General features: G+C 60.3%; 21 protein-coding genes and 1 tRNA gene. 12 read left to right on the top strand and 10 right to left on the bottom strand.

Annotated elements, in window-relative coordinates; genetic code table 11:
• Window positions 1-151: 151 nt before the first annotated feature.
• The 3 genes from PMI16_RS13575 (at window position 152) to PMI16_RS13565 (ending at window position 2,781) form a co-directional block, all read left to right on the top strand.
• Window positions 152-826 carry a response regulator gene (locus PMI16_RS13575; RefSeq protein ID WP_007880381.1) on the top strand — a complete coding sequence of 225 codons (675 nt, stop codon included), beginning with the start codon at window positions 152-154 and terminating at the stop codon, window positions 824-826.
• Complete coding sequence (locus PMI16_RS13570; protein WP_007880379.1) at window positions 816-2,216, top strand: sensor histidine kinase; 1,401 nt, start codon at window positions 816-818, stop codon at window positions 2,214-2,216. Before PMI16_RS13575 ends, PMI16_RS13570 begins: the two co-directional genes overlap by 11 nt.
• Before the next feature lie 250 nt (window positions 2,217-2,466).
• Window positions 2,467-2,781: a hypothetical protein gene (locus tag PMI16_RS13565; protein WP_007880377.1), complete on the top strand. Its 315-nt coding sequence runs from the start codon at window positions 2,467-2,469 to the stop codon at window positions 2,779-2,781.
• 399 nt (window positions 2,782-3,180) lie between these two features.
• Here the strand turns inward: PMI16_RS13565 and PMI16_RS13560 are convergent, their stop codons facing one another.
• From PMI16_RS13560 to PMI16_RS13540, 5 genes are all read right to left on the bottom strand, one after another.
• Complete coding sequence (locus tag PMI16_RS13560; protein WP_157212634.1) at window positions 3,181-5,634, bottom strand: hypothetical protein; 2,454 nt, start codon at window positions 5,632-5,634, stop codon at window positions 3,181-3,183.
• 369 nt (window positions 5,635-6,003) lie between these two features.
• Window positions 6,004-6,078: transfer RNA gene (locus tag PMI16_RS13555), tRNA-Val, on the bottom strand.
• Between the two features lie 114 nt (window positions 6,079-6,192).
• Window positions 6,193-6,918, bottom strand: a complete 726-nt coding sequence (dnaQ, locus tag PMI16_RS13550; RefSeq protein ID WP_007880373.1) for a DNA polymerase III subunit epsilon — start codon at window positions 6,916-6,918, stop codon at window positions 6,193-6,195.
• Window positions 6,919-6,937: 19 nt separating this feature from the next.
• Window positions 6,938-7,372: a ribonuclease HI gene (rnhA, locus tag PMI16_RS13545; RefSeq protein ID WP_034380536.1), complete on the bottom strand. Its 435-nt coding sequence runs from the start codon at window positions 7,370-7,372 to the stop codon at window positions 6,938-6,940.
• A 122-nt stretch (window positions 7,373-7,494) separates the two neighbouring features.
• Window positions 7,495-8,283 (bottom strand): class I SAM-dependent methyltransferase, encoded by a 789-nt coding sequence (locus PMI16_RS13540; protein ID WP_007880366.1) that lies wholly within the window; start codon window positions 8,281-8,283, stop codon window positions 7,495-7,497.
• Window positions 8,284-8,385: 102 nt separating this feature from the next.
• Between PMI16_RS13540 and gloB the strand changes: the two genes are divergently transcribed.
• From gloB to rbsD, 8 genes are all read left to right on the top strand, one after another.
• On the top strand, window positions 8,386-9,168 hold the full coding sequence (gene gloB, locus PMI16_RS13535) for a hydroxyacylglutathione hydrolase (protein WP_034380455.1): 783 nt from the start codon (window positions 8,386-8,388) through the stop codon (window positions 9,166-9,168).
• A gap of 338 nt (window positions 9,169-9,506) precedes the next feature.
• Window positions 9,507-11,036: a transglycosylase SLT domain-containing protein gene (locus PMI16_RS13530; protein ID WP_007880362.1), complete on the top strand. Its 1,530-nt coding sequence runs from the start codon at window positions 9,507-9,509 to the stop codon at window positions 11,034-11,036.
• A gap of 397 nt (window positions 11,037-11,433) precedes the next feature.
• Entirely contained in the window at window positions 11,434-12,390 is a 957-nt protein-coding gene (locus tag PMI16_RS13525) for a sugar ABC transporter substrate-binding protein (RefSeq protein WP_007880359.1), read from the top strand.
• 122 nt (window positions 12,391-12,512) lie between these two features.
• Window positions 12,513-14,063: a sugar ABC transporter ATP-binding protein gene (locus PMI16_RS13520; RefSeq protein WP_007880358.1), complete on the top strand. Its 1,551-nt coding sequence runs from the start codon at window positions 12,513-12,515 to the stop codon at window positions 14,061-14,063.
• Between the two features lie 38 nt (window positions 14,064-14,101).
• A complete protein-coding gene (locus PMI16_RS13515; protein ID WP_007880357.1) occupies window positions 14,102-15,076 on the top strand; it encodes an ABC transporter permease in 975 nt (324 codons plus the stop codon).
• 54 nt (window positions 15,077-15,130) lie between these two features.
• Window positions 15,131-16,129: a LacI family DNA-binding transcriptional regulator gene (locus PMI16_RS13510; RefSeq protein ID WP_007880345.1), complete on the top strand. Its 999-nt coding sequence runs from the start codon at window positions 15,131-15,133 to the stop codon at window positions 16,127-16,129.
• Between the two features lie 44 nt (window positions 16,130-16,173).
• The gene (gene rbsK / locus PMI16_RS13505) at window positions 16,174-17,100 is read left to right on the top strand and encodes a ribokinase (protein WP_007880344.1); all 927 of its coding nucleotides are present in this window, start codon (window positions 16,174-16,176) and stop codon (window positions 17,098-17,100) included.
• Window positions 17,101-17,114: 14 nt separating this feature from the next.
• Window positions 17,115-17,507, top strand: a complete 393-nt coding sequence (gene rbsD, locus PMI16_RS13500; protein ID WP_007880343.1) for a D-ribose pyranase — start codon at window positions 17,115-17,117, stop codon at window positions 17,505-17,507.
• 16 nt (window positions 17,508-17,523) lie between these two features.
• Here the strand turns inward: rbsD and PMI16_RS13495 are convergent, their stop codons facing one another.
• From PMI16_RS13495 to PMI16_RS13475, 5 genes are all read right to left on the bottom strand, one after another.
• Complete coding sequence (locus tag PMI16_RS13495) at window positions 17,524-19,170, bottom strand: methyl-accepting chemotaxis protein (protein WP_007880342.1); 1,647 nt, start codon at window positions 19,168-19,170, stop codon at window positions 17,524-17,526.
• Between the two features lie 272 nt (window positions 19,171-19,442).
• Window positions 19,443-21,053, bottom strand: a complete 1,611-nt coding sequence (locus tag PMI16_RS13490) for an ABC transporter ATP-binding protein (protein WP_007880341.1) — start codon at window positions 21,051-21,053, stop codon at window positions 19,443-19,445.
• Window positions 21,050-22,111, bottom strand: a complete 1,062-nt coding sequence (locus tag PMI16_RS13485) for an ABC transporter permease (protein WP_007880340.1) — start codon at window positions 22,109-22,111, stop codon at window positions 21,050-21,052. Before PMI16_RS13485 ends, PMI16_RS13490 begins: the two co-directional genes overlap by 4 nt.
• Entirely contained in the window at window positions 22,108-23,163 is a 1,056-nt protein-coding gene (locus PMI16_RS13480; RefSeq protein ID WP_007880339.1) for a microcin C ABC transporter permease YejB, read from the bottom strand. The genes PMI16_RS13485 and PMI16_RS13480 overlap by 4 nt, the downstream gene beginning before the upstream one ends.
• 58 nt (window positions 23,164-23,221) lie before the next feature.
• A complete protein-coding gene (locus PMI16_RS13475) occupies window positions 23,222-25,021 on the bottom strand; it encodes an extracellular solute-binding protein (RefSeq protein WP_007880336.1) in 1,800 nt (599 codons plus the stop codon).
• Window positions 25,022-25,314: 293 nt separating this feature from the next.
• On the opposite strand from PMI16_RS13475, the gene fabI reads away from it, so the two are divergent.
• Complete coding sequence (fabI, locus tag PMI16_RS13470; protein ID WP_007880335.1) at window positions 25,315-26,097, top strand: enoyl-ACP reductase FabI; 783 nt, start codon at window positions 25,315-25,317, stop codon at window positions 26,095-26,097.
• Window positions 26,098-26,337 lie beyond the last annotated feature (240 nt).

Genomic DNA, 26,337 nt, shown 5'->3' with positions numbered 1-26,337 from the left:
ATGAGAGCAGGACCGGCAGATTTTCCTCTGCTCAGCCGACTCGGCTTATTATTAATATACTGTCCGGCATTCTAAGAACCGCAAACCTTCATCCAGCTTTCCAAATTTGCTGTTTTTCCCTTGCAGTGCAACAAAAATATAGGTCTTTTGCATGAAATTGCTGCTGATTGAAGACAACCCGCCGCTGGCGCATTGGCTCACGCAGATCCTCAAAGAGAACAAGTTCAGTGTCGACGTCGCCAGCGATGGCGAGATGGCCGACCACGTCCTGCACACGGAGAACTACGACGTCGTGCTGCTCGACCTGATGCTGCCCAAGATGAGCGGCAAGAACGTCCTGCGCCGCCTGCGCGAGCGACACAATTCGGTGCCGGTCATGATCCTGACCGCCAGCGGCTCCATCGACGAGAAGGTCGAATGCCTCGGCGCCGGCGCCGACGACTATCTGGTCAAACCCTTCGAGGTACGCGAACTGGTCGCGCGCATCAAGGTCCTGATCCGCCGCCAGACGCCCGACAAGGCCGCTGAAATCCACTGCGGCGACTTGAGCTACGACAGCAACACGCGCCAATTCGCCATTGCCGGCAAGACGCTGGCGCTGCCCGCGCGCGAACACGACGTGCTCGAAATCCTCATGCTCAAGCAAGGCAAGACCGTCTCCAAGAACGCGCTGGTCAGCGGCATCTTCAATCTCTCCGAAGAACCCAGCGCCGACGCCATCGAAATCTACATCTCGCGCCTGCGCAAGAAACTGGAACCCTCGCAAGCCGCCATCATGACCCTGCGCGGCCTCGGCTACCTGCTCAAGCAAAAAGATGATCGTTAGTCTTCGCCTGCGATTGTTGCTATGGCTGCTGATCCCGCTGACGGTTTATGTCGGTATCAGTACCAGCTACACCTACGACAGTGCAGTCGCCAGCGCCGACCTGATCCAGGACCGTGCGCTGGTTGCCTCGGCGCGCATGATCGCCGGGCAGGTCACCTGGGTCGATGGCGCACCGACGGTCAACATCCCTCCCGCCGCATTGGAGATGTTCGCCTCGCCGAGCCACGACGAGGTGTACTACCAGGTATTGATGGATGACGAGACCCTGCTGGCCGGCCGGCCCGACTTTCCGGTCGACATCGACTTCTCCCTGATTGCGCCTGCTTACGCCACGACCTATTTCAACAACCGGCCGCTGCGCGTGGTCAGCTACGTGCGCGCGCTCTACGACAACGGCACGCTGCGCATGGTCGCGGTATCGGTCGGCCAGACCATGCGCGGCCACGAACAATTGCTCGACGAACTCTGGCGCCCCGCCCTGCACCGGCAAATCATCATGCTGCTGCTCGCGATTGCCTTGGTGGTGGTCGGCCTGACGATGGAACTGCGCCCCATCCTGCGCGTCAAGGATGAGCTGGCAACGCGCGAGCCGAACTCGCTCACGCCGCTGCGCGCGGGCGAACTGCAAATGGAATTGCGCCCCATCGTCGAAGCCATCAACCAGTACATCCAGCGCCTCAATACGCAGGTCGCGGTGCAGAAACGCTTCATCGCCGATGCCGCGCATCAGTTGCGCACGCCGCTGACGCTGATCGATTCGCAAATCCAGTTCGCGCGCCAGCTGGAAGATCCGCAACGCCTGCCGCAGGTGCTGCAGGCGCTGCAAGACAGCAGCCGCAGCATGACCGACCTGACCAACAAGCTATTGCAGCTATCGCAGGCCGAAGCCTCCAACAGCACCGCCTTCCCGCGCCACCCGATCGAACTGGTGGCGCTGACGGCAACGATCCTGGAAGAAGTGGTCAGCCTGGCGCAGCGCAAGCACATCGACCTCGGGATGGAAGCAACCATCGACGAAGCCTGGGCCATGGGCAGCCAGGCGCTGTTCTCCGGCATGCTGATGAACCTGATCGACAACGCGCTGCGCTATACGCCGGAGCACGGCAAGGTCACCGTCGGCGTGGCGCTGAACGATAGCAAGGAAGTCGTCATCACCGTCGCCGACAACGGCCCCGGCATCCCCGCCGAAGCGCGCGAGCGCGTGTTCGAACGCTTCTATCGCAATGCCGCGCCGGACCAGCATGGCGCGGGACTGGGCATGGCCATCGTGAAGGAAATCGTGCAGGCGTCGCAGGGAACGATTGCACTGGGGACGGATGCGGAAGGTAAAGGATTGACGGTGACGGTCAGGCTTCCGACTTGCCCCGCGCCTGCGTTGACGACAACGTAGTACGCGGGTATCCCTGGCAAGTCCCTGAGAAAAAAGGGATCGAGTTTTGCAGCTCGTGTGGATCTAGATGGACGACCGCCTCCCGGCGGTATTTTTACGTCCATGCCATGCCTTGCCCCTATGGGCGGCAGTGGCAGGGAGGCTTCGGCCTGCCGGAATGCTAGATCCCCGGTCTGCAAACCTTGTCATTTGTCGCCCTCCTCGTTTTGTCGCGGAGGGAGACTGCTCTACACCGACAACGGAGGCGCACATGCCTGGCATTGATTCACCGGTCGTTCCTCAAAAAACGCTGTTCCAGCCATTTTCCTGGCACACAGGAAAACCTCGTTCTTCCAACGCAAGACTGGCCGAGCTCTGCAAAGACATCGGCTGCGGCATCGCCACCGTGTTGCAGTTCATGGAATTTGACGATCACGAAACCCTGGACGGTCGTCCGCTGTTCAGCAAAAACCACCGCGCGCAACTGCTGCGACTGGCCATGGCATCTGCGACGCTGTTGTCGAATGTGGCGGATCGGGAGATTGACCGGCGTAACGCACGGCGAGAAAAAGTGGATGCCGAATAAATCATCCCGATCTGTGTCGATAGCCGTATCGATAGGCGCCAGAGCGATCATTGCGCAATCATATCCGTCAGAACGATATGCCGGATCGCCAGAATTCTGAGTCAAATATATCGACGCAAATGCATCGATATAGATTTTTCCCTGTTTTCCCCGCGCCCTCCCGTGAACGACGAAACCCGGCACGAGGCCCAATGCCGTTCAGTTAAGCGCGCAAACAATCCTCCTCATTGCCAACTCTTATCACTGTCGTCCTGACGAAAGTCAGGCCCCAGCGTCGTATCAGACGCTTGTACGACACTGGGCCCCAGCGTTCGCCCGGACGACGGTGAAAGATGGTAATGGGCTTAACTGAACGGCATTACAGTACGAGGCCATCTTTTCCGGAGTCGCATGAGATTCTTACGCCACCGGCGCCAGATGCGGGTAATCAGCATGTCCCAACAGGCTGACGAAAGGTGCGGCAACCTTAAGAGACCACTCGGCTGCGATCTTGTCGAGAACGCTGAGTGTCGTGCTGTCGAACTCGTCCAAGGTCATCGGCGCCGCATTTCCCTTCGCTGCCTCGTCGATGCACTTTTCCTTGAGTTTACTGATGGTGTCTCTCTTTGATGCTTCATGGCTGTCCATCGCACCGACCCGGACAATGTTTTCCATGCCCGGCATGAGCGGCTCAAGCGCCAGGTCGATCAATTCCTGTGGCACCGCGAAGCCCAGCAACTTTGCACTGGACGCAAAAGGTGCGAGCAAGAAGGCAATATTGCCGGCCCCGTTACCGGTTTGCATCATCAATTGATTCATCGCTTCCTTGCGGCAGAAGATGGTCACCGCGGCCTGATCCTCCATGTTCAGGCTTTCCGGCGCTTGCAGGGTGCCGTCGTAAAGCCGCTTTTTCACTGCCAGGGAAAGTTCCGAGTGCAGCATGCCGAAACCGATCGCGGGCGAAATGGAGGTGCCCATGATAGCCCCTGCGCCCACCAACGCCAAAACGCCGGGGTTCGAGGACAGTGCTCCCGCAGCAGAATAGATCGTCGTCATGCCGATGCTTACCGCCGACCCCGTAAGAAAGGACTTCATCTGGGTTTCGGTGATGGAGGCAAGCGGTCCCGTGGGGGTTTTAAAGCCCATAGACTGAGCAAGGGAAGAAAACGGGCTATGCGGATCTGTGGCGCCCGCCCCCAGCAGGACGAGGTGGGAAAGCATGGTCGTCATGTTGGAACCTGGAATGCCGAAGGTCTTTTCATAGAGGTCGGCGATACCTCCCACTTCGATTCCCTTTACGGTCATTGCTTGCGACCTCAATTCGGCCATGCATCCCATGCCGTTATCGCCAAGATCGGCGCCGCCAAGAAAGCTTTCCGTGACGACAGATTTCAACAATCCGTCCGGGATCAGGTTTTTCACGCCTTCCATGAGCATGCCTGCGCCGGCATACGGAGCAATGTCCTTGGCAGTGTCCCAGGCTGAACCGCCTTCCAGGAAGGTCTTCATCAACTCGGCGGCGGCCAGCTTCCGGTGCAGGCACATTGCTGCTGCATTGTCCGGGTTGCGCAAGGCATGCGATACTCCATCGGCGAGCGTGGGATTTTTCTGCGAGAAGGCCTTGGAAATGTCAGCGTCATTGAGAATGCGCAGAACGTCTTCATGAACGAGATCTTCTCTGCCGCAGATGACATATTTGAGCGCAAGCAACATCGGCACCTGCTCGATATCGACAGTAGTGCGTGCTATTGAGGATGCCTGCAAAAGCGGTGTTGTCTCAGACGTGGTCTTGCGGGGATCGATGGCTTCAAAGGGTTGATCTACAATCAGTCGCGCCCTCAAAGGGGCTTCGGTTTGATCGCTGAATTGATCGCGATTGGCGCATTCCCTCAGCAACAACGGTGTGTTGGGCGGAACATCTGCGGTATCGAACTCTGCGACTTGCAGTAATTTCTCCAGCAAGGCTTGATCTTCCGTGGTCACGACGTTCGCGTCCTTGTTCATGAATCCATACCGGACAGCTTCGGTGGTTTCAATGGGTTTGCCTTGCGCTATCCAGTTGCCGATCTTCTTTGCATCGACCTGTTCATTGTTGCTCGGGTTCTCCTTGATCCTGGCCGCTGCCCTGCCGAAAATTCCGCCAGTCGCTTCCAGTTTGAGCCTCGCTTCTTTCAGCGCTTGCGTGATTTCCTGAGGCGACGTTCCGGCTTCCAATGCAGTCCGAACCTGAGCGTACATGTCGTCGATCGCGTCAATCGTCACTCCCGCGCGCGGACTGCTCGACGCCAGATGATCCAGCACAGCAGCCCCTTTGCTCTTGCAGGCATTTTCAATGACCTCCGCCAATTCCGGATGGTAGTTGAAAAGCATGATCAACTTCATCTCCAGCTTGTACTGATCAATGAGATCAGCATATTGAAACGTCGCGCCCTCCTCGTTGAGCGAAGGCGTTTTCTTGCCCAACAACTTCGCCGACAATTGGCTGACCTTGAGGTTTGGATTGGACCGTGCCGGAAAAAGCCGGTAATTCATTGCATCGCTCGTCTTTTCAAGCAGATTTCCTAATTTTGTTGTGATTGGATTTCGCCTGATCAAAGCGGAGGATTCACCGCCATGTTCAGTTTCGCGACGAAGAGATTCTTCCAAAGCGACAAACTCCAGACCGAGTTCATGCGTCGCCTGTTGCATGGTGCGTGCGGTGTGCGTCAGCTTGGCCTGCGAGGTTTTAGCGAATTGGATGCCTGGAGACATACCGGCTCCTGGCTCTTGTGTATCAACGTTTTCTTTCGTGATCTGCTCTGAAGGAGCCGATTTCAGCTCGGGGAGCTGTATGGCTGTTTCAGAAATTTGGGGGCGATAACCGATCGTCGTCATTTGAGTTCTTTTCATATGTTTGAAGGTGATCAAGATCCGCAGCACCGATCATGGATTGATGGCAAGATTCGTTGATCTTAGGGCCCGGGCTTTTTTGGAGCTGAGGGCGACTCAGCTAAGTGACGACTTATTTATGCCGGGTTCCGTCGGATGCACCGGGGAGGTTCGATGGTTTGGAAAAGTCGGCGCCGAGAGCCAACTTAGACCCCGTTTCATAAAGAGACATGAGATGCATTCTGCTCACCGCTGCCATTAAAGGTGGCAATGTTGTGGCAAATGATCCGACTCCCGTCAGGCCCAATATTGAGGAGGAAATGAATTTTTACCCCAAAACGGCAAAAGCCCGCACAAGGCGGGCTTTTCTGAATTTGGTGGAAAGTGCAAGTTTCGAACTTGCGACCCCTGCAGTGTGAATGCAGTGCTCTACCCCTGAGCTAACCTTCCATTTTCGCTGTCGCCACCGGCCGAGAGGCTTGGTGTGAAGCGGCCCGAATTATGACACAGAATTGCCGCGCCAGGCAAGCCGCTTGTTATTTCGTGCAATTATTTTCAAACAATTTACGCCGGCGGCGCTTCTTCCGCCGGGACATTGCGCCACACGCAGGTGCCTTTGACTTCCTTGTCGAGGGTGTTCAATACCGTTTCGTGCAGGCCGAGTTCTTCTTCGCTGGCGGCCACCACGATGACGTCGGCCAGCGGCGCCAGCTCAAGCACGGGACTGCCGTCTTCATTGTCGCCGCCATCGGCGAGATCCATGGTCAGGCTGTTCTGGCCGCGCGTCATGGCCAGATAGACTTCCGCCAGCAGGGCTGCATCGAGCAAGCCGCCGTGCAGGGTACGATGCGCGTTGGAGATGCCGTAGCGGTCGCACAAGGCGTCCAGCGAGTTGCGGCGGCCCGGATGCTGCTCCTTGGCCATCTGCAGCGAGTCGACGATGTGGTCGACGTGCTCCTTGAACGGCGCCAGGCCGAGCAGCTTGAACTCGGCGTCGAGGAAGCCGACGTCGAAGGGGGCGTTGTGGATGATGATTTCGGCGCCGCGCACGTAGTCGCGGAACTCGTCGGCGATTTCGGCGAATTTCGGTTTGTCGCTGAGGAACTCGGTCGTCAATCCGTGCACCGCCAGCGCGCCTTCGTCGGAATCGCGCTCGGGGTTGATGTAGAAATGCAGGTTGTTGCCGGTGAGCTGGCGGTTCAGCATTTCGACGCAGCCGATTTCAATGACGCGGTCGCCGGTGCGCGGGTTCAGGCCGGTGGTTTCCGTATCGAGAATGATTTGTCGCATGGTGTGCTCCTGACTTTCTTCAGCGGATCGATTCTACGCCGCGATTGGCGAGCTGGTCGGCGCGCTCGTTGCCGGCGTGGCCGGCGTGCCCCTTGACCCAGCGCCATTCGATCTTGTGCTGCGCCTGGGCGGCGTCGAGCGCCTGCCACAGGTCGACGTTCTTGACCGGCTCGCGCGAAGCGGTTTTCCAGCCGCGCGCCTTCCAGCCGTGGATCCATTCGCTGATGCCTTTTTGCACGTACTGGCTGTCGGTGTAGACCGTCACGTCGCATGGACGATTGAGTGCGCCGAGCGCTTCGATCACGGCTTTGAGTTCCATGCGGTTGTTGGTGGTGTTGTTTTCGCCGCCGCACAATTCCTTCTCGCGGCCGCCGGCGATCAGCAAGGCGCCCCAGCCGCCCTTGCCCGGGTTGCCCTTGCAGGCGCCATCGGCGTAGATCTCCACTTTGTCCATCTCGGCGTTGTCCATCTGTTCTTTGCTCATATTCACTTCTTCAGTTGCTTGGTTGTTACTTGGTTGTTGCTTGATCTTTGCGCGCTGCGCGGATGTCGTCGACTGTCCGCGCAAGCGGCATTTTATTCTTTATGGATGCGATGGATCCGGTTCGTGGCCGGCATGCCTTTCGGCACTTTGACTTTTTGCTTGCTCCAGGCCGGGCCGATCAGGCGCATGCCCTGGACGCGCTTGATCGCCTGCACGATATAGACCGCGCCGAAATACGGCCACCAGCGGTCGCCGGCTTTTTCCATGAAGCCGAAACGGTCCAGCCATTTTTGCGTGGCGCAAGGCGGCGCATAGCAACCGAAATGGCCGCGATTGACTTCCATGTTGAGCAGCTTGAGCCAGTCCTTCAGGCGCGGCAGGCGGATGAATTCACCGTCCTGCGGCAGGAAATGCGCGCCGGTCAAGCGGCCGCCGGCCTGGCGCATGCCCCACAGGCTGGTGGGATTGAAGCCGCAGATGATGACCTGGCCTTCGGGAATCAGCACGCGCTCGACTTCGCGCAGCACCTGGTGCGGCTCGGCGCTGAATTCCAGCACGTGCGGCAAGACCACCAGGTCGAGGCTTTGCGTGGCGAACGGCAACTCGGAAAAATCGTGCGCCACCACCATCGGGATCTCGCGACCTTCTTGCGACTCGGTGGGCAGACAGTTGTCGGTGAGCCAACGATACGGCATGCGGTTGGCTTGCAGCGCATTGATTTGCGGCATGCCGATCTGCACCGCGTTGAAGCCGAAGATGTCCGCCGTCAGCGCATCCAGATGCTTCTGCTCCCAGGCGCGGACGTAATTGCCCATCGGCGTATGCAGCCAGGCGTCGAGGGCTATAATCGACTTGTTCAGATCCGTATCGATCCCAGCCATTACGCGAGCCCTCTTCCGACCATGCCAGTCCAGCCAGCCACGAGTTTAGCCACAAATTCGGCCACGAACTCCATCATCGAGCCAGCCGTCCCGAACGCATCATTGAATGTTTTAACTGTTCCCGCATTTGACGATAATTACCTCTGGTTGATTCATGACGGCGTTCATGCTGCGGTGGTCGACCCCGGCGATGCGACGCCGATCATTGCCGCGCTCGACGCGCATGGCCTGACGCTGGCCGCTATTCTACTGACTCATCATCACGCTGACCATGTCGGCGGCGTGCCCGCGCTATTGCAGCATACACAAGTTCCGGTCTACGGCCCCGCCGGCGAAGCGATTCCGACGATTACGCAAGCTTTGTGGGAAAACGACCTGGTGCATCTGGCCGACCTGGCGCTGGACCTGAAGGTCATCGACGTGCCCGGCCACACCAAAGGCCATATCGCGTATTATGCCGCGCGCCAGGGCTGGCTGTTCTGCGGCGACACCCTGTTTGCGGGCGGCTGCGGGCGACTGTTCGAAGGCACTGCGGCGCAGATGGTGAACTCGCTGTCCAAACTGACCGCGCTGCCGGGCGACACCAAGGTCTACTGCGCCCACGAATATACCCTGTCCAACCTGCGCTTCGCCCGCGAAATCGAACCCGGCAACGAAGCCTTGATCGCACGCATCGAAAACGAGCAGGCCAAACGCAGCCGCCACGAACCCACCGTGCCGTCGACCATTGCACTGGAGATACAGACCAATCCTTTCCTCCGCTACAAGGAAAAACCGGTCGTGGCGCGCCTGCAGCAAGCCGGCCGCCTGCCCTCTGTTTTGTCACAAATTGACCCGGTGGAAACATTCGCGGCCCTGCGCGAATGGAAGAATAGCTACAAATAAGCCCGGATCACCCCCTTTTTCGGACAAATACCAAGCGAATCAAGGGCTTATGCTTTGTAACATAAATGAATTTTTACTTGACGAGTGAAAAGGGGCTTACGTACACTCCGTCTATTCTCCAAATCCCATCGGCTTGCAAGCCGTTTTTAGATAAACACACGGTTTTGTCGTTTTTTAATAACAGAACCGGGCAGAGCGCAGCAGCTCCGCATTTGCTTTATTGCTGCGCTCTTTTTGCAGCATCCGGCACATACTTCTTAGCAGGAGGTGCAGTGGATCTAAAACGACCGGTGAACAGACAACGCTTTCTTCAGCCTCAGGCACAGGACCTTGTACCCATGCAGCGAACATTCAAGAAATTAGCGATAGCCGCGCTTTTCTCTCTAGGTACTCCTCTCCTCGTCCACGCCAACGACATCTCGATCTATCCCGCTCCCTTCAACGCGATCAATCCCAACGATCCTTCGTCCGCTTTGCCTGGCATGGAAGACATCGACATCTGGGCGCGCATCCGCAAGGGCTTCGGCATTCCGAATCTGGAAAATCCTCTGGTCGACAATCAGACCCAGTGGTACAGCTCGCGCCCCGACTATATCCAGCGCACCACCGTGCGCGCATCGCGCTACCTGTTCCACGTCGTGCAGGAACTTGAGAAGCGCGGCATGCCGACCGAACTGGCGCTGCTGCCGTTCATTGAGTCCGCCTTCAATCCGCAGGCGCTGTCGACTGCCAAGGCAGCCGGCATGTGGCAGTTCATTCCCTCGACCGGCCGCGACTACAACCTGAAGCAGAACATGTTCACCGACGAGCGCCGCGACGTGCTGGCCTCGACCGATGCGGCGCTGACCTACCTGCAGAAACTGTACGGCATGTTCGGCGACTGGCAACTGGCGCTGGCCGCTTATAACTGGGGCGAAGGCTCGGTGCAGCGCGCCGTGAACCGCAACCTGGCAGCCGGCCTGCCGATCGACTTCAACACGCTATCGGCGCAGATGCCGAATGAAACGCGCAACTACGTGCCGAAGCTGCAAGCCGTCAAGAACATCATCGCCACGCCGGGCGAATTCAACATCGACCTGCCCAAGGTCGACAACCAGCCCTACTTCGTCACCATCGGCAAGACCCGCAACATCGACGTCAAGGTCGCGGCCCAGCTGGCCGAATTGTCGCTCGACGAATTCAAGGCGCTGAACCCGCAATTCAACCGTCCGGTCATCATCGGCGGCGACGACACCAAGATCCTGCTGCCGGAAAGCAATGCCGAGAAGTTCAAGGCCAACATGTCCAAGTTCACGCAGGCCTTGTCTTCGTGGACCGCGCACACCGTCTCCAGCGCGCGTGAACGCATCGAAACTATCGCCAGCAAGTTCGGCACCACGCCGGACGTGATCCGCAGCGTCAACCAGATTCCGCCGAAGATGGTCCTGAAAGCCGGTTCGACGATCCTGGTGCCGAAGACGGAAACCTCGGTGGAAACCGAGATCACGCCGGAAATGGCCGACAGCGCCCGCCTGGCGGTGGCGCCAGACGTGCCCGACTTCAAGCGCATCTACGTGAAAGCCGGCAAGCGCGACACGCTGGCGTCCATCGCCAGCCGCTACCGCGTCAGCGTGGTCCAGATCAAGCAATGGAACGGCTTGCATCGCGACGTGCTGGCCAACGGCCAGAGCCTGCAGTTGCAAGTGCCTTATCAAGCCGCCCCTGCGGCTGGTCCGGTACACGTACGTCAGGTCGTCCATGCACCGGCCAAGCCGATCCGCAAGGCGCCCGTGGTGGCCAAGAACAACGTCCGCGCAGCGCCGGTGCGCAAGACCGCCTCCGCCGCGCCGATCACCCTGGCTTCCGAAAACGGCACGCGCCGTCGTTGATCGCTCTTCTGCGCAGGCCGGATCGATTCCGGCCTGCGCGGCTTCTTGCCCGCCTCTTGCCCGCTTCTTGCCCGCTTCTTGCCCGCATAGTTCTCGCCTTCTCCTTCAATTTCCCCTGTACGTCCTTGCACATTTTTGCCGCAGCGCAAAAACAAATTCATCTCGCACACCGTCATTGATATAGCCGATCAAGTCGAAACTTTTTCCGGAAAAATTCTGATCAAACGACCAGAAACTGCCGCGCCGCCGCATAAATCGTTTCGACGACGACCTTCATTTCTGCGAATTCCGGTGCTATGATTCAGTCGCGCAAACGTTTGCGCATTGCATGTTATTGCTCATACCGGCATTCGACCCATACGAAACCCGCCGCTTACAACACCATCTGGAGACTTTGATGAATACACGTATCCGCCTCAAGCTGATTGCCGCCACCGTCCTCGCCTGCGCGCTGCCGACATTGCCGGCCATGGCCCAGACCGCGGCCAAACCGAAGGTTGCGCTGGTGATGAAGTCGCTGGCCAACGAGTTCTTCCTGACCATGGAAAACGGCGCCAAGGAACACCAGAAGGCGCACGCGGCGCAATACGACCTGATCGCCAACGGCATCAAGGACGAACAGGACACCGCCAACCAGATCAAGATCGTCGAACAGATGATCGTCTCCAAAGTCAGCGGCCTGGTGATCGCACCGGCCGACTCCAAGGCGCTGGTGCCGGTGATCAAGAAGGCGATCGACGCCGGCATCATCGTGGTCAACATCGACAACAAGTTCGACGATGCCGCCCTGAAGGAAAAAGGCATCACCGTACCCTTCGTCGGCCCCGACAACCGCAAGGGCGCCAAGCTGGTCGGCGACTTCCTGGCCAAGCAGATCAAGAGCGGCGACAAGGTCGCGATCATCGAAGGCGTCTCCACCACCTTCAACGCGCAACAGCGCACGTTGGGCTTCCAGGACGCCATGGGCGCAGCCGGCGCCAAGGTGGTGTCGGTGCAGTCGGGCCAATGGGAAATCGATCCGGGCAACAAGGTTGCCGCCGCCATGCTGAACGCCAATCCTGACATCAAGGCGATCCTGGCCGGCAACGACAACATGGCGCTGGGCGCCGTCGCCGCCGTCAAGGCTGCGGGCAAGACCGGCAAGGTGCTGGTGGTCGGTTACGACAACATCAACGCCATCAAGCCGATGCTCAAAGATGGCCGCGTGCTGGCGACCGCCGACCAGTTCGCTTCGCAGCAAGCCGTGTTCGGCATCGAAACGGTGCTCAAGGCGTTGGCCGACAAGAAACCGCAAAGCAGCCTGAGCGGCGCCGTCGAGACCAAGGTCCAATTGGTGACCAAGGACAGCAAGTAAGTTATTGGAAACAAGTTGTTGAAACACAGGGCGGGATGCCGCTGCGCTTTCGCGCGTCTCGCCCTGTTCCGCCCTTCCTGCCATATTGCGTTACCGAACCACACCGTCACGGTGGAGGCTGAATGTCCAATCCATCATCCCCGGCCTTGCTGTCGCTCAGCGGCATCGGCAAGACCTATGTCGAACCGGTCCTCAGCGACGTCTCGCTGGAAATCCGTCCCGGCCAGATCCTCGCGCTGACAGGCGAAAACGGCGCCGGCAAGAGCACGCTCTCCAAGATCGTCTGCGGCCTGGTGCAATCCACCACGGGCGCCATGCTGCTCGACGGCCAGCCCTACCAGCCGCGCTCGCGCACCGAAGCGGAACAGCTCGGCATCCGCATGGTGATGCAGGAGTTGAACCTGATCCCGACGCTGAGCATCGCCGAAAACCTGTTCCTCAATCAGTTGCCGCAACGCTTCGGCTGGATCGACAAGCCCAGACTGGCCGCGCTGGCGCAAGCGCAGATGACGGCCGTCGGCCTGACCGACATCGATCCGTGGACGCCGGTCGGCGACCTCGGCGTGGGCCATCAGCAAATGGTGGAGATTGCGCGCAATCTGATCGGCAGCTGCCGCCTGCTGGTGCTGGACGAACCGACCGCCATGCTGACCAGCCGCGAAGTGGAATTGCTGTTCGCGCAGATCGCGCGCCTGCAATCCGAAGGCGTGGCGATCATCTACATCTCGCATCGTCTGGAAGAATTGAAACAGGTCGCCGACCGCATCGCCGTGCTGCGCGACGGCAAGCTGGTGTGCGACGACGCCATCGGCGGCTACAGCAGCGATGCGCTGGTGCAGCTGATGGTCGGCCGCGCGGCGGAAGCGGAACTCGACCTCGGTCACCGCGACATCGGTGCGCCGCTGCTGCGGGTGCGCAATCTCGGTCGCGGCGAAGTAGTGGCGCCGGCTTCCTTCGATCTGCGCGCCGGTGAAATCCTCGGCGTGGCCGGCCTGATCGGATCGGGCCGCACTGAATTGCTGCGCCTGATTTTCGGCGCCGATCGTGCCGACCAGGGCGAAGTCTTCATCGGCGACCGGACCCAGGCCGCCGACATTCGTTCGCCGAAACACGCCATCGCCGCCGGCATCGCCATGATCACCGAAGACCGCAAGAGCCAGGGCCTGCTGCTGCCGCAATCGATCGCCGTCAACGCCACCCTGGCCAAACTCGGCGAGGTCAGCAAGATGGGCCTGCTCGACGGCGACGCCGAAACCGCCGTTGCCGAGGATTACATCAAGCGCCTGCGCATCCGCTCGCGCGACGGCGCGCAAGCGGCGGGAGAACTCTCCGGCGGCAACCAGCAAAAAGTCGTCATCGCGCGCTGGCTCTACCGCGATTGCCCGATCATGCTGTTCGACGAACCGACGCGCGGCATCGACATCGGCGCCAAGTTCGACATTTACAAATTGCTGGCCGACCTGTCGCGCCAGGGCAAGGGCTTGCTGATCGTTTCCAGCGACCTGCGCGAACTGATGCTGATCTGCGATCGCATCGCCGTGATGAGCGCGGGCAAGCTGGTCGACACTTTCGAACGCGGCCAATGGAGCCAGGAAGCGATCCTCGCATCGGCGTTCAGCGGCTACATGAACTCGCCCTCCGCCGCTGCCGCTACAGCGACTCAGGCGGCCTGACCGTGACGACACCCACACGAGCACAACCGACAAAGACCATGACCCACCCCAACCGCACCTTCTCCATCTACGGCCTGTCCGCCGTCAAGAACTACCTCGGCCTGATCGGCGCCCTGCTCGCGATGTGCGTGCTGTTCGCCTTCCTCAGCGAAAACTTCCTCACGCTGGCGACCTTCAGCACTTTGTCCAACGACATCCCGACGCTGGTCGTGATGGCGGTCGGCATGACCTTCGTGCTGATCGTCGGCGGCATCGACCTGTCGGTCGGTTCGGTGATGGCGCTGGCGGCCTCGATCCTGTCGATGGCGATGGTGCGCTGGGGCTGGCCGCTGTTTGCCGCCGGCCTGCTCGGCATCCTGGTAGCGAGCTTGTGCGGCATGCTGACCGGCCTGATCTCGGTGGGCTGGCGCATCCCCTCCTTCATCGTCTCGCTGGGCGTGCTGGAAATGGCGCGCGGCATGGCTTACCAGGTCACCAATTCGCGCACCGAATACATCGGCAGCGCCGTCGACGGCATCAGCTCGCCGATCTTCCTCGGCCTGTCGCCTGCCTTCATCGCATCGATTGCGGTCGTCGTCGTCGGTCATCTGGTGCTGACGCGCACCGTCCTCGGCCGTCACTGGATCGGCATCGGCACCAATGAGGAAGCCGTGCGCCTGGCCGGCATCAATCCGCGTCCGAGCAAGATCCTGGTATTCGCGCTGATGGGCTTGCTGGCAGGCGTGGGCGCGCTGTTCCAGGTGTCGCGCCTGGAAGCGGCCGACCCCAACGGCGGCGTCGGCATGGAACTGCAAGTCATCGCCGCCGTGGTCATCGGCGGCACCAGCCTGATGGGTGGGCGCGGCTCGGTCATCAGCACCTTCATCGGCGTGCTGATCATCTCGGTGCTGGAGGCCGGCCTGGCGCAGATCGGCGTCTCCGAACCGATGAAACGCATCATCACCGGGCTGGTGATCGTCGCCGCCGTGGTGCTGGACACCTATCGTCGCCGCGGCGAACGCAATACACACTAACTACACTAACTACACCAACCGTACCCATCAACGCGCATTCAGAGATAGCAAAACATGGCAACCATCAAAGACGTAGCGCGTCACGCCGGCGTGTCTTACACCACGGTATCGCACGTGCTGAACAAGACCCGGCCGGTCAGCGTCGACGCGCGCGACCGCGTGCTCGCCGCCGTCGAAGCGCTGGCCTACGTGCCCAGCGCCCTGGCGCGTTCGCTCAAGAGCAACGCCACCGGCAGTATCGGCCTGATCATTCCCAACAATACCAACCCTTACTTCTCGGAAGTGGCGCGCGGCATCGAAGACAGTTGCTACGCCGCCGGCTACAGCGTCATCCTGTGCAATTCCGACGACGACCCGGCCAAGCAGCGCGACTATCTCAACGTGTTGCTGACCAAGCGCTGCGACGGCCTGATCGTCGCCACGCTGGCCCAGACCGACGGCGAACTGCTACGCAAGATGAAAGTGCCGACCGTGCTGCTGGACCGTGCGCCGAAAGACATGGCCATCGATCTGGTGGCCGTCGACAACGCCGCCGGCGGCACGCTGGCGGCGGAACATCTGCTGGCGCTGGGTCGCCGCCGCATCGCCTGCATCGGCGGTCCGGAGAGCCTGGATATTTCCTGCGAACGCATCGCCGGCCTGCGCCGGACGCTGCGAGACGCCGGCGTCGCCGTGCAGGACGACATGCTGAGATATGCCGACTTCACCAGCGCGGGCGGCTACACGGCTGCACGCGAACTGTTGACGTCCGATGACATGCCGGATGCGATTTTCTGCTGCAACGACCTGATGGCCATCGGTGCGCTGCGCGCTGCAGCCGAACGCGGCATCGACGTGCCGGATGCGCTGTCGGTCATCGGTTTCGACGATATCGATCTGGCGCAGTTCGTGCACCCGCCATTGACCAGCGTGTCGCAGAACACGCGCACGCTGGGCCAGCTGACCGCGCAGTGCCTGCTCGATCGCATCGCCGACCCAAACCGTCCGGTGCAACGACAGACCATCACGCCGCAATTGCACGTACGCGGCTCGACGGTCCGTGTGCAGACGTAGCAACTCTTGATTCCTTATTGATTTACTTACCCATTCAGACGCACATGATAGTCATCATCGGCAGCATCAACATGGACCTGGTCTTGCGCGTGCCGCGCATGCCGCTTCCCGGCGAAACCATCACCGGCGGCCAGTTCCGCACCATCCCCGGCGGCAAGGGAGCCAACCAGGCCGTCGCCTGCGCGCGCCTGAGCGCCGACAGCGTCAAGGTCGCCATGGTGGCCTGCCTGGGCGACGACGCCTTCGGCGCAGAACTGCGCGCCGCCTTGCGCAAGGACGGCATTGACGACAGCCATGTCACGACGATTCCCGATACCGCATCCGGCATCGCCTCCATCCTGGTGGATGACAATGGCCAGAACAGCATCGTGCTGGCTTCCGGCGCCAATGCCGAACTCAGTCCCGCGCATATCGATGCCGCGCGCGGCCTGATCGAGCAGGCACGCATCGTCGTGCTGCAACTGGAATCGCCGTTGCCGACCGTGATCCACGCCATCAGGCTGGCGCATGCGCTGGGCAAGACCGTGGTGCTCAATCCAGCTCCCGCACAGGCTTTGCCGACAGAACTGCTCGGACAAATCGATTACCTGGTGCCCAATGAAATCGAAGCGGCCATGCTGGCCGGGATGCCTGCCAGCGGTATCCGCATTGAAAACGATAGTGACGAACAGATTGCCACAGTGATCGGAAAATTGCGTGCGGCCGGCTCGACCAATGTGCTGGTCACACTGGGAGAAAAAGGCGTCTATGCGGCGCTGGAATCAGGCTCCGAACATTTCGATGCACAAGCCGTCAAGGCAATCGACACCACGGCAGCGGGCGACACCTTCATTGGCGGCTTCGTCGCCGCACTGGCGGAAGGCCGCAGCGAAGCCGACGCCATCGCGCTCGGCCAGCGCGCCGCGGCAATCAGCGTCGCGCGCGTGGGCGCGCAAACTTCCATTCCGACGCGCCTGGAAATTGTTATCTGAAGTGGGAGACTGACATGAAGAAAACACCGCTGCTCAACATCGCCCTGTCGCAACTGATCGCCTCGCTCGGCCACGGCGACAGCATCGTCATCGGCGACGCCGGTCTGCCGGTGCCGCCGGGCGTGCCGTTGATCGATCTGGCGCTGACGCGCGGCGTGCCCGGCTTCATGGATACCCTGCAAACCATCCTCGCCGAGATGCATGTCGAACATCACGTGCTGGCCGACGAACTGGCCGGACGCAGCCCGCAACTCGCCCAGCAGATCGGCTTGCTCGGCCTGGCCGGCAAGCAGACCATGCCGCATGAAGACTTCAAACGCAGCACCCGGCAGGCGCGCGCCGTGATCCGCACCGGTGAATTCACGCCTTATGCCAATATCATTCTGATTTCGGGCGTGGCGTTCTGATTCAAGTTTTTGCGGCTTAATTCTTCCCGATCGCCGGCACCACCGGCAAACGCACCGACACTGCCTGACGTGTAGCGTGAACCGTTTTCAACGATGCGGTCTCGACGGCCTCGTAATGATCGCCAAGCCGGAACACGCTGACCAGTTGCGCCAGCAATGCCGTCTGCTGTTGCATCGATGACGCGGCGCTCGCGGCTTCTTCCACCAGTGCGGCATTTTGCTGCGTGGCCTTGTCCATCTGGCCGATGGCCTGGTTGACTTCTTCCAGGCCGTTGCTTTGCTCCCGGCTGGCGGACGATATCTCGCCGACGATGTCGGTCACGCGCTTCACGCTGGCGACCATGTCGGTCATGGTCACGCCGGCCTGCTCGACCAGCACGGTGCCGGAACCGACCTTGTCCACCGAGTCGCCGATCAGCGTCTTGATTTCCTTCGCGGCCGACGCCGAGCGTTGCGCCAGCGTGCGCACCTCTTGCGCCACCACGGCGAAGCCGCGTCCCTGCTCGCCGGCGCGCGCGGCTTCCACCGCGGCGTTAAGCGCGAGGATGTTGGTCTGGAACGCAATGCCGTCGATGACGCTGATGATGTCGACGATCTTCTTCGACGACTCATTGATGGAGTTCATGGTCAGGACGACTTCACGCACCACGTTGCCGCCGGCCACCGCGATATCGGAGGCCGAGGTCGCCAGTTGACTGGCCTGTTTTGCATTGTCGGCGTTTTGCCTGACGGTGGAGGTCAGCGCATCCATCGCCGAGACGGTTTCTTCGAGCGAGCCGGCTTGGTGTTCGGTGCGCCCCGACAAGTCGGCATTGCCGGCGGCGATCTGGGCCGATGCGGTAGCGATGGCGCTGGTGCCCGAGCGTACTTGCGAAACGATTTTGAGCAAGCCTTCGTTCATGTCGCGCAAGGCTGCCAGCAACTGGCCGGTTTCATTGCCCGCGTCGGATTCAATGATGCTGCTCAGGTCGCCGTCGGCGACGGTGCGTGCAATCGCTACCGCGCGCGCCAACGGTGTCGCGATCGAGGCCGAGGTATACCAGGCGATCGCCGCGCCCGACAACAAGGCCATCAGCGACATGCCCAACAGCAGGTATTCGGTCTGGCGCGCTTCTGCCGCCGAGCGGCGCACGTTGTCCGCCATGCGTTGCTCCTGGAAGGCGATCGTACCGTCCAGCGTCGTGAAGTACGCCTGCTGCACCGGCAAGACTTCGCTGTACAGCAAACCTGCCGCTTCTTCCCTGCGGCCTTGCAACAGCGCCTCGGTAAAGTGCTCGCGCGCGGCGACGAACTTTTGCCGACCGGCGATCAGCGCTTCGACATATTCGCGCCCCTGCTCCGCCGACGTCACCTTGTCGATCTCATTGACCGTCGCGCCGACGACACGCGCGTTGATCCCGATCTTGTCGAACTCGGCTTGGATCTTGCCTGCATCGCTGGTCAGCAAGGCGTTGCGCATGCCGATGACCACCTCGTTGACCTTGTCCTTGATCCGATGCGCCAGGATGGTCTTGGGGTAGAGATCATTGTTGGTCTGGCCGATGTTGGCGTTGAGCGAGGCGATGCGACCGTAGGTGAAAAATACGATCGCCAGCAGCAGCATGGCAATGAAACCGAAGCTGAGGGCCAACTGCTGGCCGATACGAAGTTTCCTGAATGACATTTTGCTCCCTCCCTGTTGGCGCACGTGGCGCATTTCTCCGGCCAGCGAACCTGCATGGGCGACCATGGGCACAACGCTGTTCCGACCACGAGTAAACCGGTGCTACAGGATTTTTATTCCCGCATTGGGAAAATAATCTGGAAAATTTTTTCGACAGAAACGGAGCTGATGGGCAAGTAGCCGAAACGCCGCCGTACATGCGGCTACGCATGTACGGGGGAGGAATTGAAACAGTACGGCAAAAGTTGAAGAAATGACTACGTCCGGGAATGTCAGCCGTCGACAGGATCCGCATCATCGGCAACGCTGTCGGCCGCATAAGTCGCCGCCGCCAGCAAGCGCTGGGTATAGGCATGCGACGGCTGCTGCAACACGTCGGCAACCGCGCCGCCCTCCACCACTTTGCCATCCTTCATGACCAGCACCTGATGCGCCATGGCGCGGATCACGGCCAGATCGTGGCTGATGAACAGATAGGTCAGGCCATGCTTGCGCTGCAACTGCGCCAGCAATTGCAAGACCTGCTGCTGCACCGTGACGTCGAGCGCCGACGTCGGTTCGTCCAGCAGCAGCAGTTCCGGTTTGAGCACGACGGCGCGCGCAATCGCAATGCGCTGGCGCTGGCCGCCGGAAAATTCATGCGGATAACGTTGCAGCATGTCTTCGGACAATCCCACTTCCTGCAAGGCGCCGACCACTTCGGCGCGCTGCTGTGCGGCGTTCAGGTGCGGCTGATGCAGCGCCAGTCCTTCGCCGACGATCTGTTCGACGGTCCGGCGCGGCGACAGCGAAGCGAACGGATCCTGAAACACTACCTGCATGCGCGCGCGCAACGGCCGCACTGCACCCGACGACATGGCGCTGAGCTGCTGGCCGTCGAAGCGAATCTTGCCCTCCACCCGAGCCGACGACAGGCGCAGCAGAGCCATGCCCAGCGTCGACTTGCCCGAACCGGATTCGCCGACGATGCCCAGGGTTTCGCCTTTGCGCAGACTCAGGTCAACATCATCGACCGCCACGAACTGCTTGCGGCGCAGCCAGCCTTGCTTGATCGAGAAAGTGCAACGCAGGCGCTCCCCGGTCAGCAATACCGGCGCATCGTGCGCGATCTCGTCGACATTGCGCTTGGGCTGGCTGGCCAGCAACTTGCGCGTATAGGCTTGCTGCGGCGCTGCGAACAGTGCCGCCGTGACGCCGGTCTCGACCAGCTTGCCCTTTTCCATCACGCCGACGCGATCGGCGAAATGACGGACCAGGTTGAGATCGTGCGAGATCAGCAGCACCGCCATGTTTTCGTCGCGCTGCAGCTGATTGAGCAATTCGAGGATTTGCACCTGTATCGTCACGTCCAACGCAGTAGTCGGCTCGTCCGCGATCAACAGTTTCGGACGACACGCCAGGGCCATGGCAATCATGGCGCGCTGGCGCTGGCCGCCGGACAACTGATGCGGATAGGCCAGCGCGCGCCGTGCAGGCTCGGGGATACCGGTCTTTTCCAGCAAGGCGACGGTGCGCTGTGCAGCTGCCCTGGCGCTCAGGCCTTCATGCAGCATCAGCACTTCGGCGATCTGGTTGCCGATGGTGAACAAGGGATTGAGCGCCGTCATCGGCTCCTGGAAAATCATCGCCGCATCCATGCCGCGCACGCCACGCATGGCGGCCTCGCTCTTTTGCAGGACGTCGTCGCCGTTGAACAGGATCTGGCCGTCGTAGTGCGCGTCCTGATTCAGGCGCAGCACCGACAAGGCGCTGACCGTCTTGCCGGAACCGGACTCGCCGACCAGCGCGAATTTTTCGCCGGGCTCGACGGTGAAGCTGACGTCGTCGACGACCGTAGCGTTGCCGAAACGCACCGACAGATTGCGGAGTTCGAGCAGACTCATGCTTTCCTCCGCACGTCGAGGGCATTGCGCAAGGCGTCGCCGATATTGGTCAGCAGCAGCAAGGTCACGGTCAGTACGATGAAGGTCGACAAGGAGATCCACCAGGCGTCGAGGTTGTTCTTGCCCTGCGCCAGCAACTCGCCGAGGCTGGGGGTGGAAGGCGGCACGCCGAGGCCGAGGAAATCGAGGCTGGTCAGCGCGAGAATCGCCGCGCTCATGCGGAACGGCAAGAAGGTCACCACCGGCGTCAGGCTGTTGGGCAACACGTGGCGCCAGATGATTTGCAGGTTCGACAAACCGAGCGCGCGCGCGGCCTGCACATATTCCAGATTGCGGTTGCGCAGGAAATCGGCGCGCACGTAATCCGACAAACCCATCCAGCCGAACAGCGACAGCAGCACCAGCAGCAGGCCGATGCTCGGTTCGAAGATCGATGAAAAAATAATGAGCAGATACAGTTCCGGCATCGAGCCCCAGATTTCCAGGAGGCGTTGCATGAACAAGTCGGTGCGCCCGGCGAAGTAGCCCTGCACTGCACCGGCCAACAAACCCAGCACCACGCCGGTCGCCGTCAGCGCGATGCCGAACAGGATGGAAATGCGGAAGCCGTACAGCAAGCGCGCGAACACGTCGCGCCCGCGGTCATCGGTGCCGAGCCAGTTCTCCGCCGACGGCGGCGCCGGATTCGGTTGCGTGGCGAAGTAATTGAGCGTGTCGAAGCGATAGCGGTTGAGCGGATAGAGGGCCCAGTTGCCGTCCTTTTTAAACTGCTCCTGGATGAAGGGATCGAGGTAATCGGCCGGCGAGTCGAAATCACCGCCGAATTCCTTTTCCGAGTAATCATGCGCAATCGGGAACAGGATCTTGCCGTGATAGCCGGCCACCAGCGGCTTGTCGTTGGAGACCAGTTCCGCGACCAGGCTGAAGGCGAACAGCACCAGGAAAATGATCAGGCTGCGAAAGCCGGTGCGGTTCTGGCGGAAGCGCAGCCAGATGCGGCGGCCCGGGGAAATCGAGGGAGAGGGAGACAGAGAAGCAGTCAAGGTCGTCGCGCTCATTTGGCCATGCTTTCAAACTGGACGCGCGGATCGGCCCAGACGTAGCAAAGATCGCCCAGCAGCTTCACCGCCAGCCCGATCAGCGTGAACAAATACAAGGTGCCCATGACGACCGGATAGTCGCGGCGGATCACCGACTCGTACGACAGCAGGCCGAGGCCGTCGAGGGAGAACAGGGTTTCGATCAGCAGGCTGCCGGCGAAGAAGGCGCCGATGAAGGCCGCCGGGAATCCGGTCACCAGCGGGATCAAGGCATTGCGGAACACGTGCTTGTAGAGCACCTTGTTTTCGGAGAGGCCCTTGGCCCGCGCGGTCAGCACGTATTGCTTGCGGATTTCGTCGAGGAAGGTGTTCTTGGTCAGCATGGTCATGACGGCAAACGAACCGGCCACCGACGCCAGCACCGGCAAGGTGATGTGCCACAGGTAGTCCTTGATCTTGCCCAACAGCGACAACGTGGCCCAGTCGTCCGAGGTCAGCCCGCGCAAGGGAAACCACTGCAGGAAGCTGCCGCCGCCGAACACCACCAGCAGGAACACGCCCAGCACAAACCCGGGAATCGAATAGCCGACCAGCACCACCGCGCTCGACAGCGAATCGAAGCGGCTGCCCTCGCGCACTGCCTTGGCGATACCCAGCGGGACAGAAATCAGGTAGGTCAGGAAGAAGGTCCACAAGCCGATCGTGATCGATACCGGCAGCTTGGATTTGACCAGTTGCCAGACATCGCCGTGATGATAAAAACTCTTGCCGAGATCGAAGGTGAGGAAGCCTTTGAGCATCAGCCAGAATCGCTCCGCCGGCGGCTTGTCGAAACCGTAGAGCGCCTTGATCTCGTTGACGCGGTCGATGTCGATGCCCTGCCGGCCGCGATACGCGGAACCGCCGCCGGCGGATTCATGCACGCCGGCGCGTCCTTTCAGTTCTTCCAGTGCCTGCTCCACCGGCCCGCCGGGAACGAACTGAATGACGGCGAAGGTAATGGCGATGACGCCGATCAGCGTCGGCAGCATCAACAACACCCGCTTGAAGATGTAGCTCCAGATATTCATAGCTGTGCGAGCCTCGAAAAAATCAATTCAATTGTCATGGTTCTCTTCATGATCTGTTTCATCGCGGCTTTTGCTCCCACCAGGTCGATACGACATAAGGGTTGGCCTCGTAATACAAAGGCAGCTTGTCCGGCATGCCGAAGCGGTTGCGATAGGCGACGCGATGCGAAGCCGAATACCAGTGCGGAATGGTGATGTAGTCATGCAGCAGGACGCGATCGAGGGCCCTGGTCGCCGTGACCAGATCCTTGCGTGTCGTGGCCGCAACCAGATCCTGAATCAATTGATCGACGGCGGGACTGCGCAGTCCCCAGACGTTGTTGGAGCCTTTTTCCTCCGCCGCTTTCGAGCTGAACAGATCGAACATTTCGTTGCCGGGACTGCTGACCGCGGGAAAGGCCAGGCTGGTCATGTCGAAGTCGAAATTTTCCATGCGCTTCTGCACCAGGGCATAGTCCGTCACGCGCTGATGCACCTGGATGCCGAGCTTGTTGAGGTTGCGCACGTAGACGCTGATGACGCGCGACATGGAGGACTGGTCATCGAGGATTTCGAACGAAAAAACCTCTCCCTTGGCATTGCGCAAGGCGCCGTCGCGATATTCCCAGCCGGCCTGGCGCAACAACTCGCGCGCCTTGAGCAGATTCTCGCGCAGGGAATGCGGCGGATTGGTGTCCGGCGGCGCGGGGACGGGTCCGAATACGGCGGGATTGAGCTTGTCGCGCAAGGGATTGAGCAACTTCAGCTCGTCTTCGGACGGCATGCCCCGCGCGGCCAGTTCGCTGTTGGCAAAGAAGGAATCGATGCGCGTGTACTGGTTGTAAAACAACTGCCGGTTCAGCCACTCGTAGTCGAGCGCCAGTCCCAGGGCCTGCCTGACGCGCACGTCCCGGAATTGCGGACGCCGCAGATTGATCACGAAGCCTTGCATGTTGGCGCCGTTCTGATGTTTCAAGTTGCGCTTGACGATCTCGCCGCTGGCGAATTTGGGACCGTTGTAGGCGCGTACCCAGTTCTTGGCGCTGTACTCGACGACGACGTCGAATTCGCCGGCCTTGAAGGCTTCCAGCCGGGCCACGTCGTCCTTGTAAAACCGATAGACGATGCTCTCGAAATTGAACATGCCCCTGCGCACCGGCACGTCGTTGCCCCAGTAGTCGCTGCGGCGTTTGTAGGTGATGTTGCGGCCGACGTCGTAGCTGTCGATGGCATAGGGTCCGCTGGCAATCGGCGGCGTCAGCTGAATGTTGTCGAATGACGTTCCCGCCGCCCATTTTTTGGAGAACACCGGGACGCTGCCGACGATCAAAGGCAGCTCATGATTTTTGGTCTTGAAATCGAAACGCACCGTTTGCGCGTCGAGGACCACGCACTGCCTGATATCGGCGAAGTAGGACTTGTACTGCGGAGCGCCCTTGCCGATCAGGGTGTCGAAAGAATACTTCACGTCGGCCGCGGTAACCGGATCGCCATTGTTGAAGCGCGCCTTGGGATTGAGATGGAATGTCATCGACATCCGGTCCGCCGACAGCTTCATGTCGTCGGCAAGCAGGCCGTAAATGGTGGTGATTTCATCCTGCGAACTGGTCGCCAGCGTTTCGAACATCAGGTTGTCGACCCCGGCGGCAGAAACACCTTTCAGGGAAAACGGATTGAATTTGTCAAAACTGGTGCGCCGGTCCGGATTGGCCAGATACAGCGTGCCGCGCTTGGGTGCGTCGGGATTGACGTAGTCGAAATGGGTGAAACCGGCGAGATATTTGGGCGTGTCGTACAGCGAGAAGGCGTGTTCCGCATTGGCAAGACTGAGATGACTGAGCGCGCCCAGCAGCAAGGAAGAAAGAATGAATTTACGCATGCGTCCTGTCGGAGTCGGATTCCCGTGAAATTCCAGCAAAGTTGTCGAGATGCAAAAATGATGCCTATTCTACCCAATGGCGTTGCCGTCAATGGCAGAATGCCAAGCCGGCATGCGCTGCGCCCGCCGGCTTCCATCCGCGAAAAATCGCCTCATCGGTTGCTCCCGTCGCTGCAAGCCCCTACAATCTTGCCCAGTTCAGACGCAAATATACTGCATCGAATAGAAATCCCCTTATTTCGTCCCGGCCGACGCCGCTTTTGGCGTCGTCGCGACGATCACTCGGAGTCAACATGGCATTTTTGCAAGGCAAGAAAATCCTGATCACAGGTCTGTTATCCAATCGTTCCATCGCCTATGGCATCGCCACGGCGTGCAAGCGCGAAGGCGCGGAGCTGGCGTTCACCTATGTCGGCGAGCGTTTCAAGGACCGTATCACCAAGTTCGCCGAAGAATTCGACAGCAAGCTGATTTTCGATTGCGACGTCGGCAGCGACGAGCAGATCAATGCCCTGTTCGCCGATCTGGGCAAATCCTGGGATCATCTGGACGGCCTGGTGCACGCCATCGGCTTTGCGCCGAACGAGGCGATTGCCGGCGACTTCCTGGAAGGTTTCTCGCGCGAAGGCTTCAAGATCGCGCACGACATCTCGGCCTATAGCTTCCCGGCAATGGCCAAGGCGGCGCTGCCGATGCTGCGCCCGAACTCGGCGCTGCTGACCCTGACTTACCTCGGTTCCGAGCGCGTCGTGCCGAACTACAACACCATGGGTCTGGCCAAGGCGTCGCTGGAAGCCAGCGTGCGTTACCTGGCGGAATCCCTGGGTCCCAAGGGCGTGCGCGTCAACGGCGTCTCCGCCGGCCCGATCAAGACCCTGGCTGCCAGCGGCATCAAGGGCTTCGGCAAGATCCTCGGCTTCGTGTCCGACCACGCCCCGCTGCGCCGCAACGTGACGATTGAAGACGTGGGCAATGCTTCGGCCTTCCTGCTGTCGGACCTGGCCGGCGGCATCACCGGCGAGATCACCTACGTGGACGGCGGTTTCTCGCGCGTTGTCGGCGGGATCTCCGAGTAAGACGAACGAAGGCTTAGGGCTTGTTCGAGGCAAATCTCCGAATAAGCCTTAGTGCCAACTTCGACATTTTCCTGTATGATTCGGTTTGTGCGTTGCAATACGACGTACAAACCGTGATCCGGGTGCCGCCACCATGGCAATCAGGTCACTTAGCAGCTTCGCAAGCCCTAACTGTCGCGCTAGACAGTCGACAGTACGTAGTAAAAGCCCTCCCGCCTTGAGTGTCCTTAGTTTTTAAGC

This window comes from Herbaspirillum sp. CF444 (genome assembly GCF_000282135.1).
Taxonomy (GTDB): Bacteria; Pseudomonadota; Gammaproteobacteria; order Burkholderiales; family Burkholderiaceae_D; genus Herbaspirillum.
Note: the sequence above shows the minus strand (reverse complement) of the source record. Positions and strands in the feature narration are given on the sequence as shown.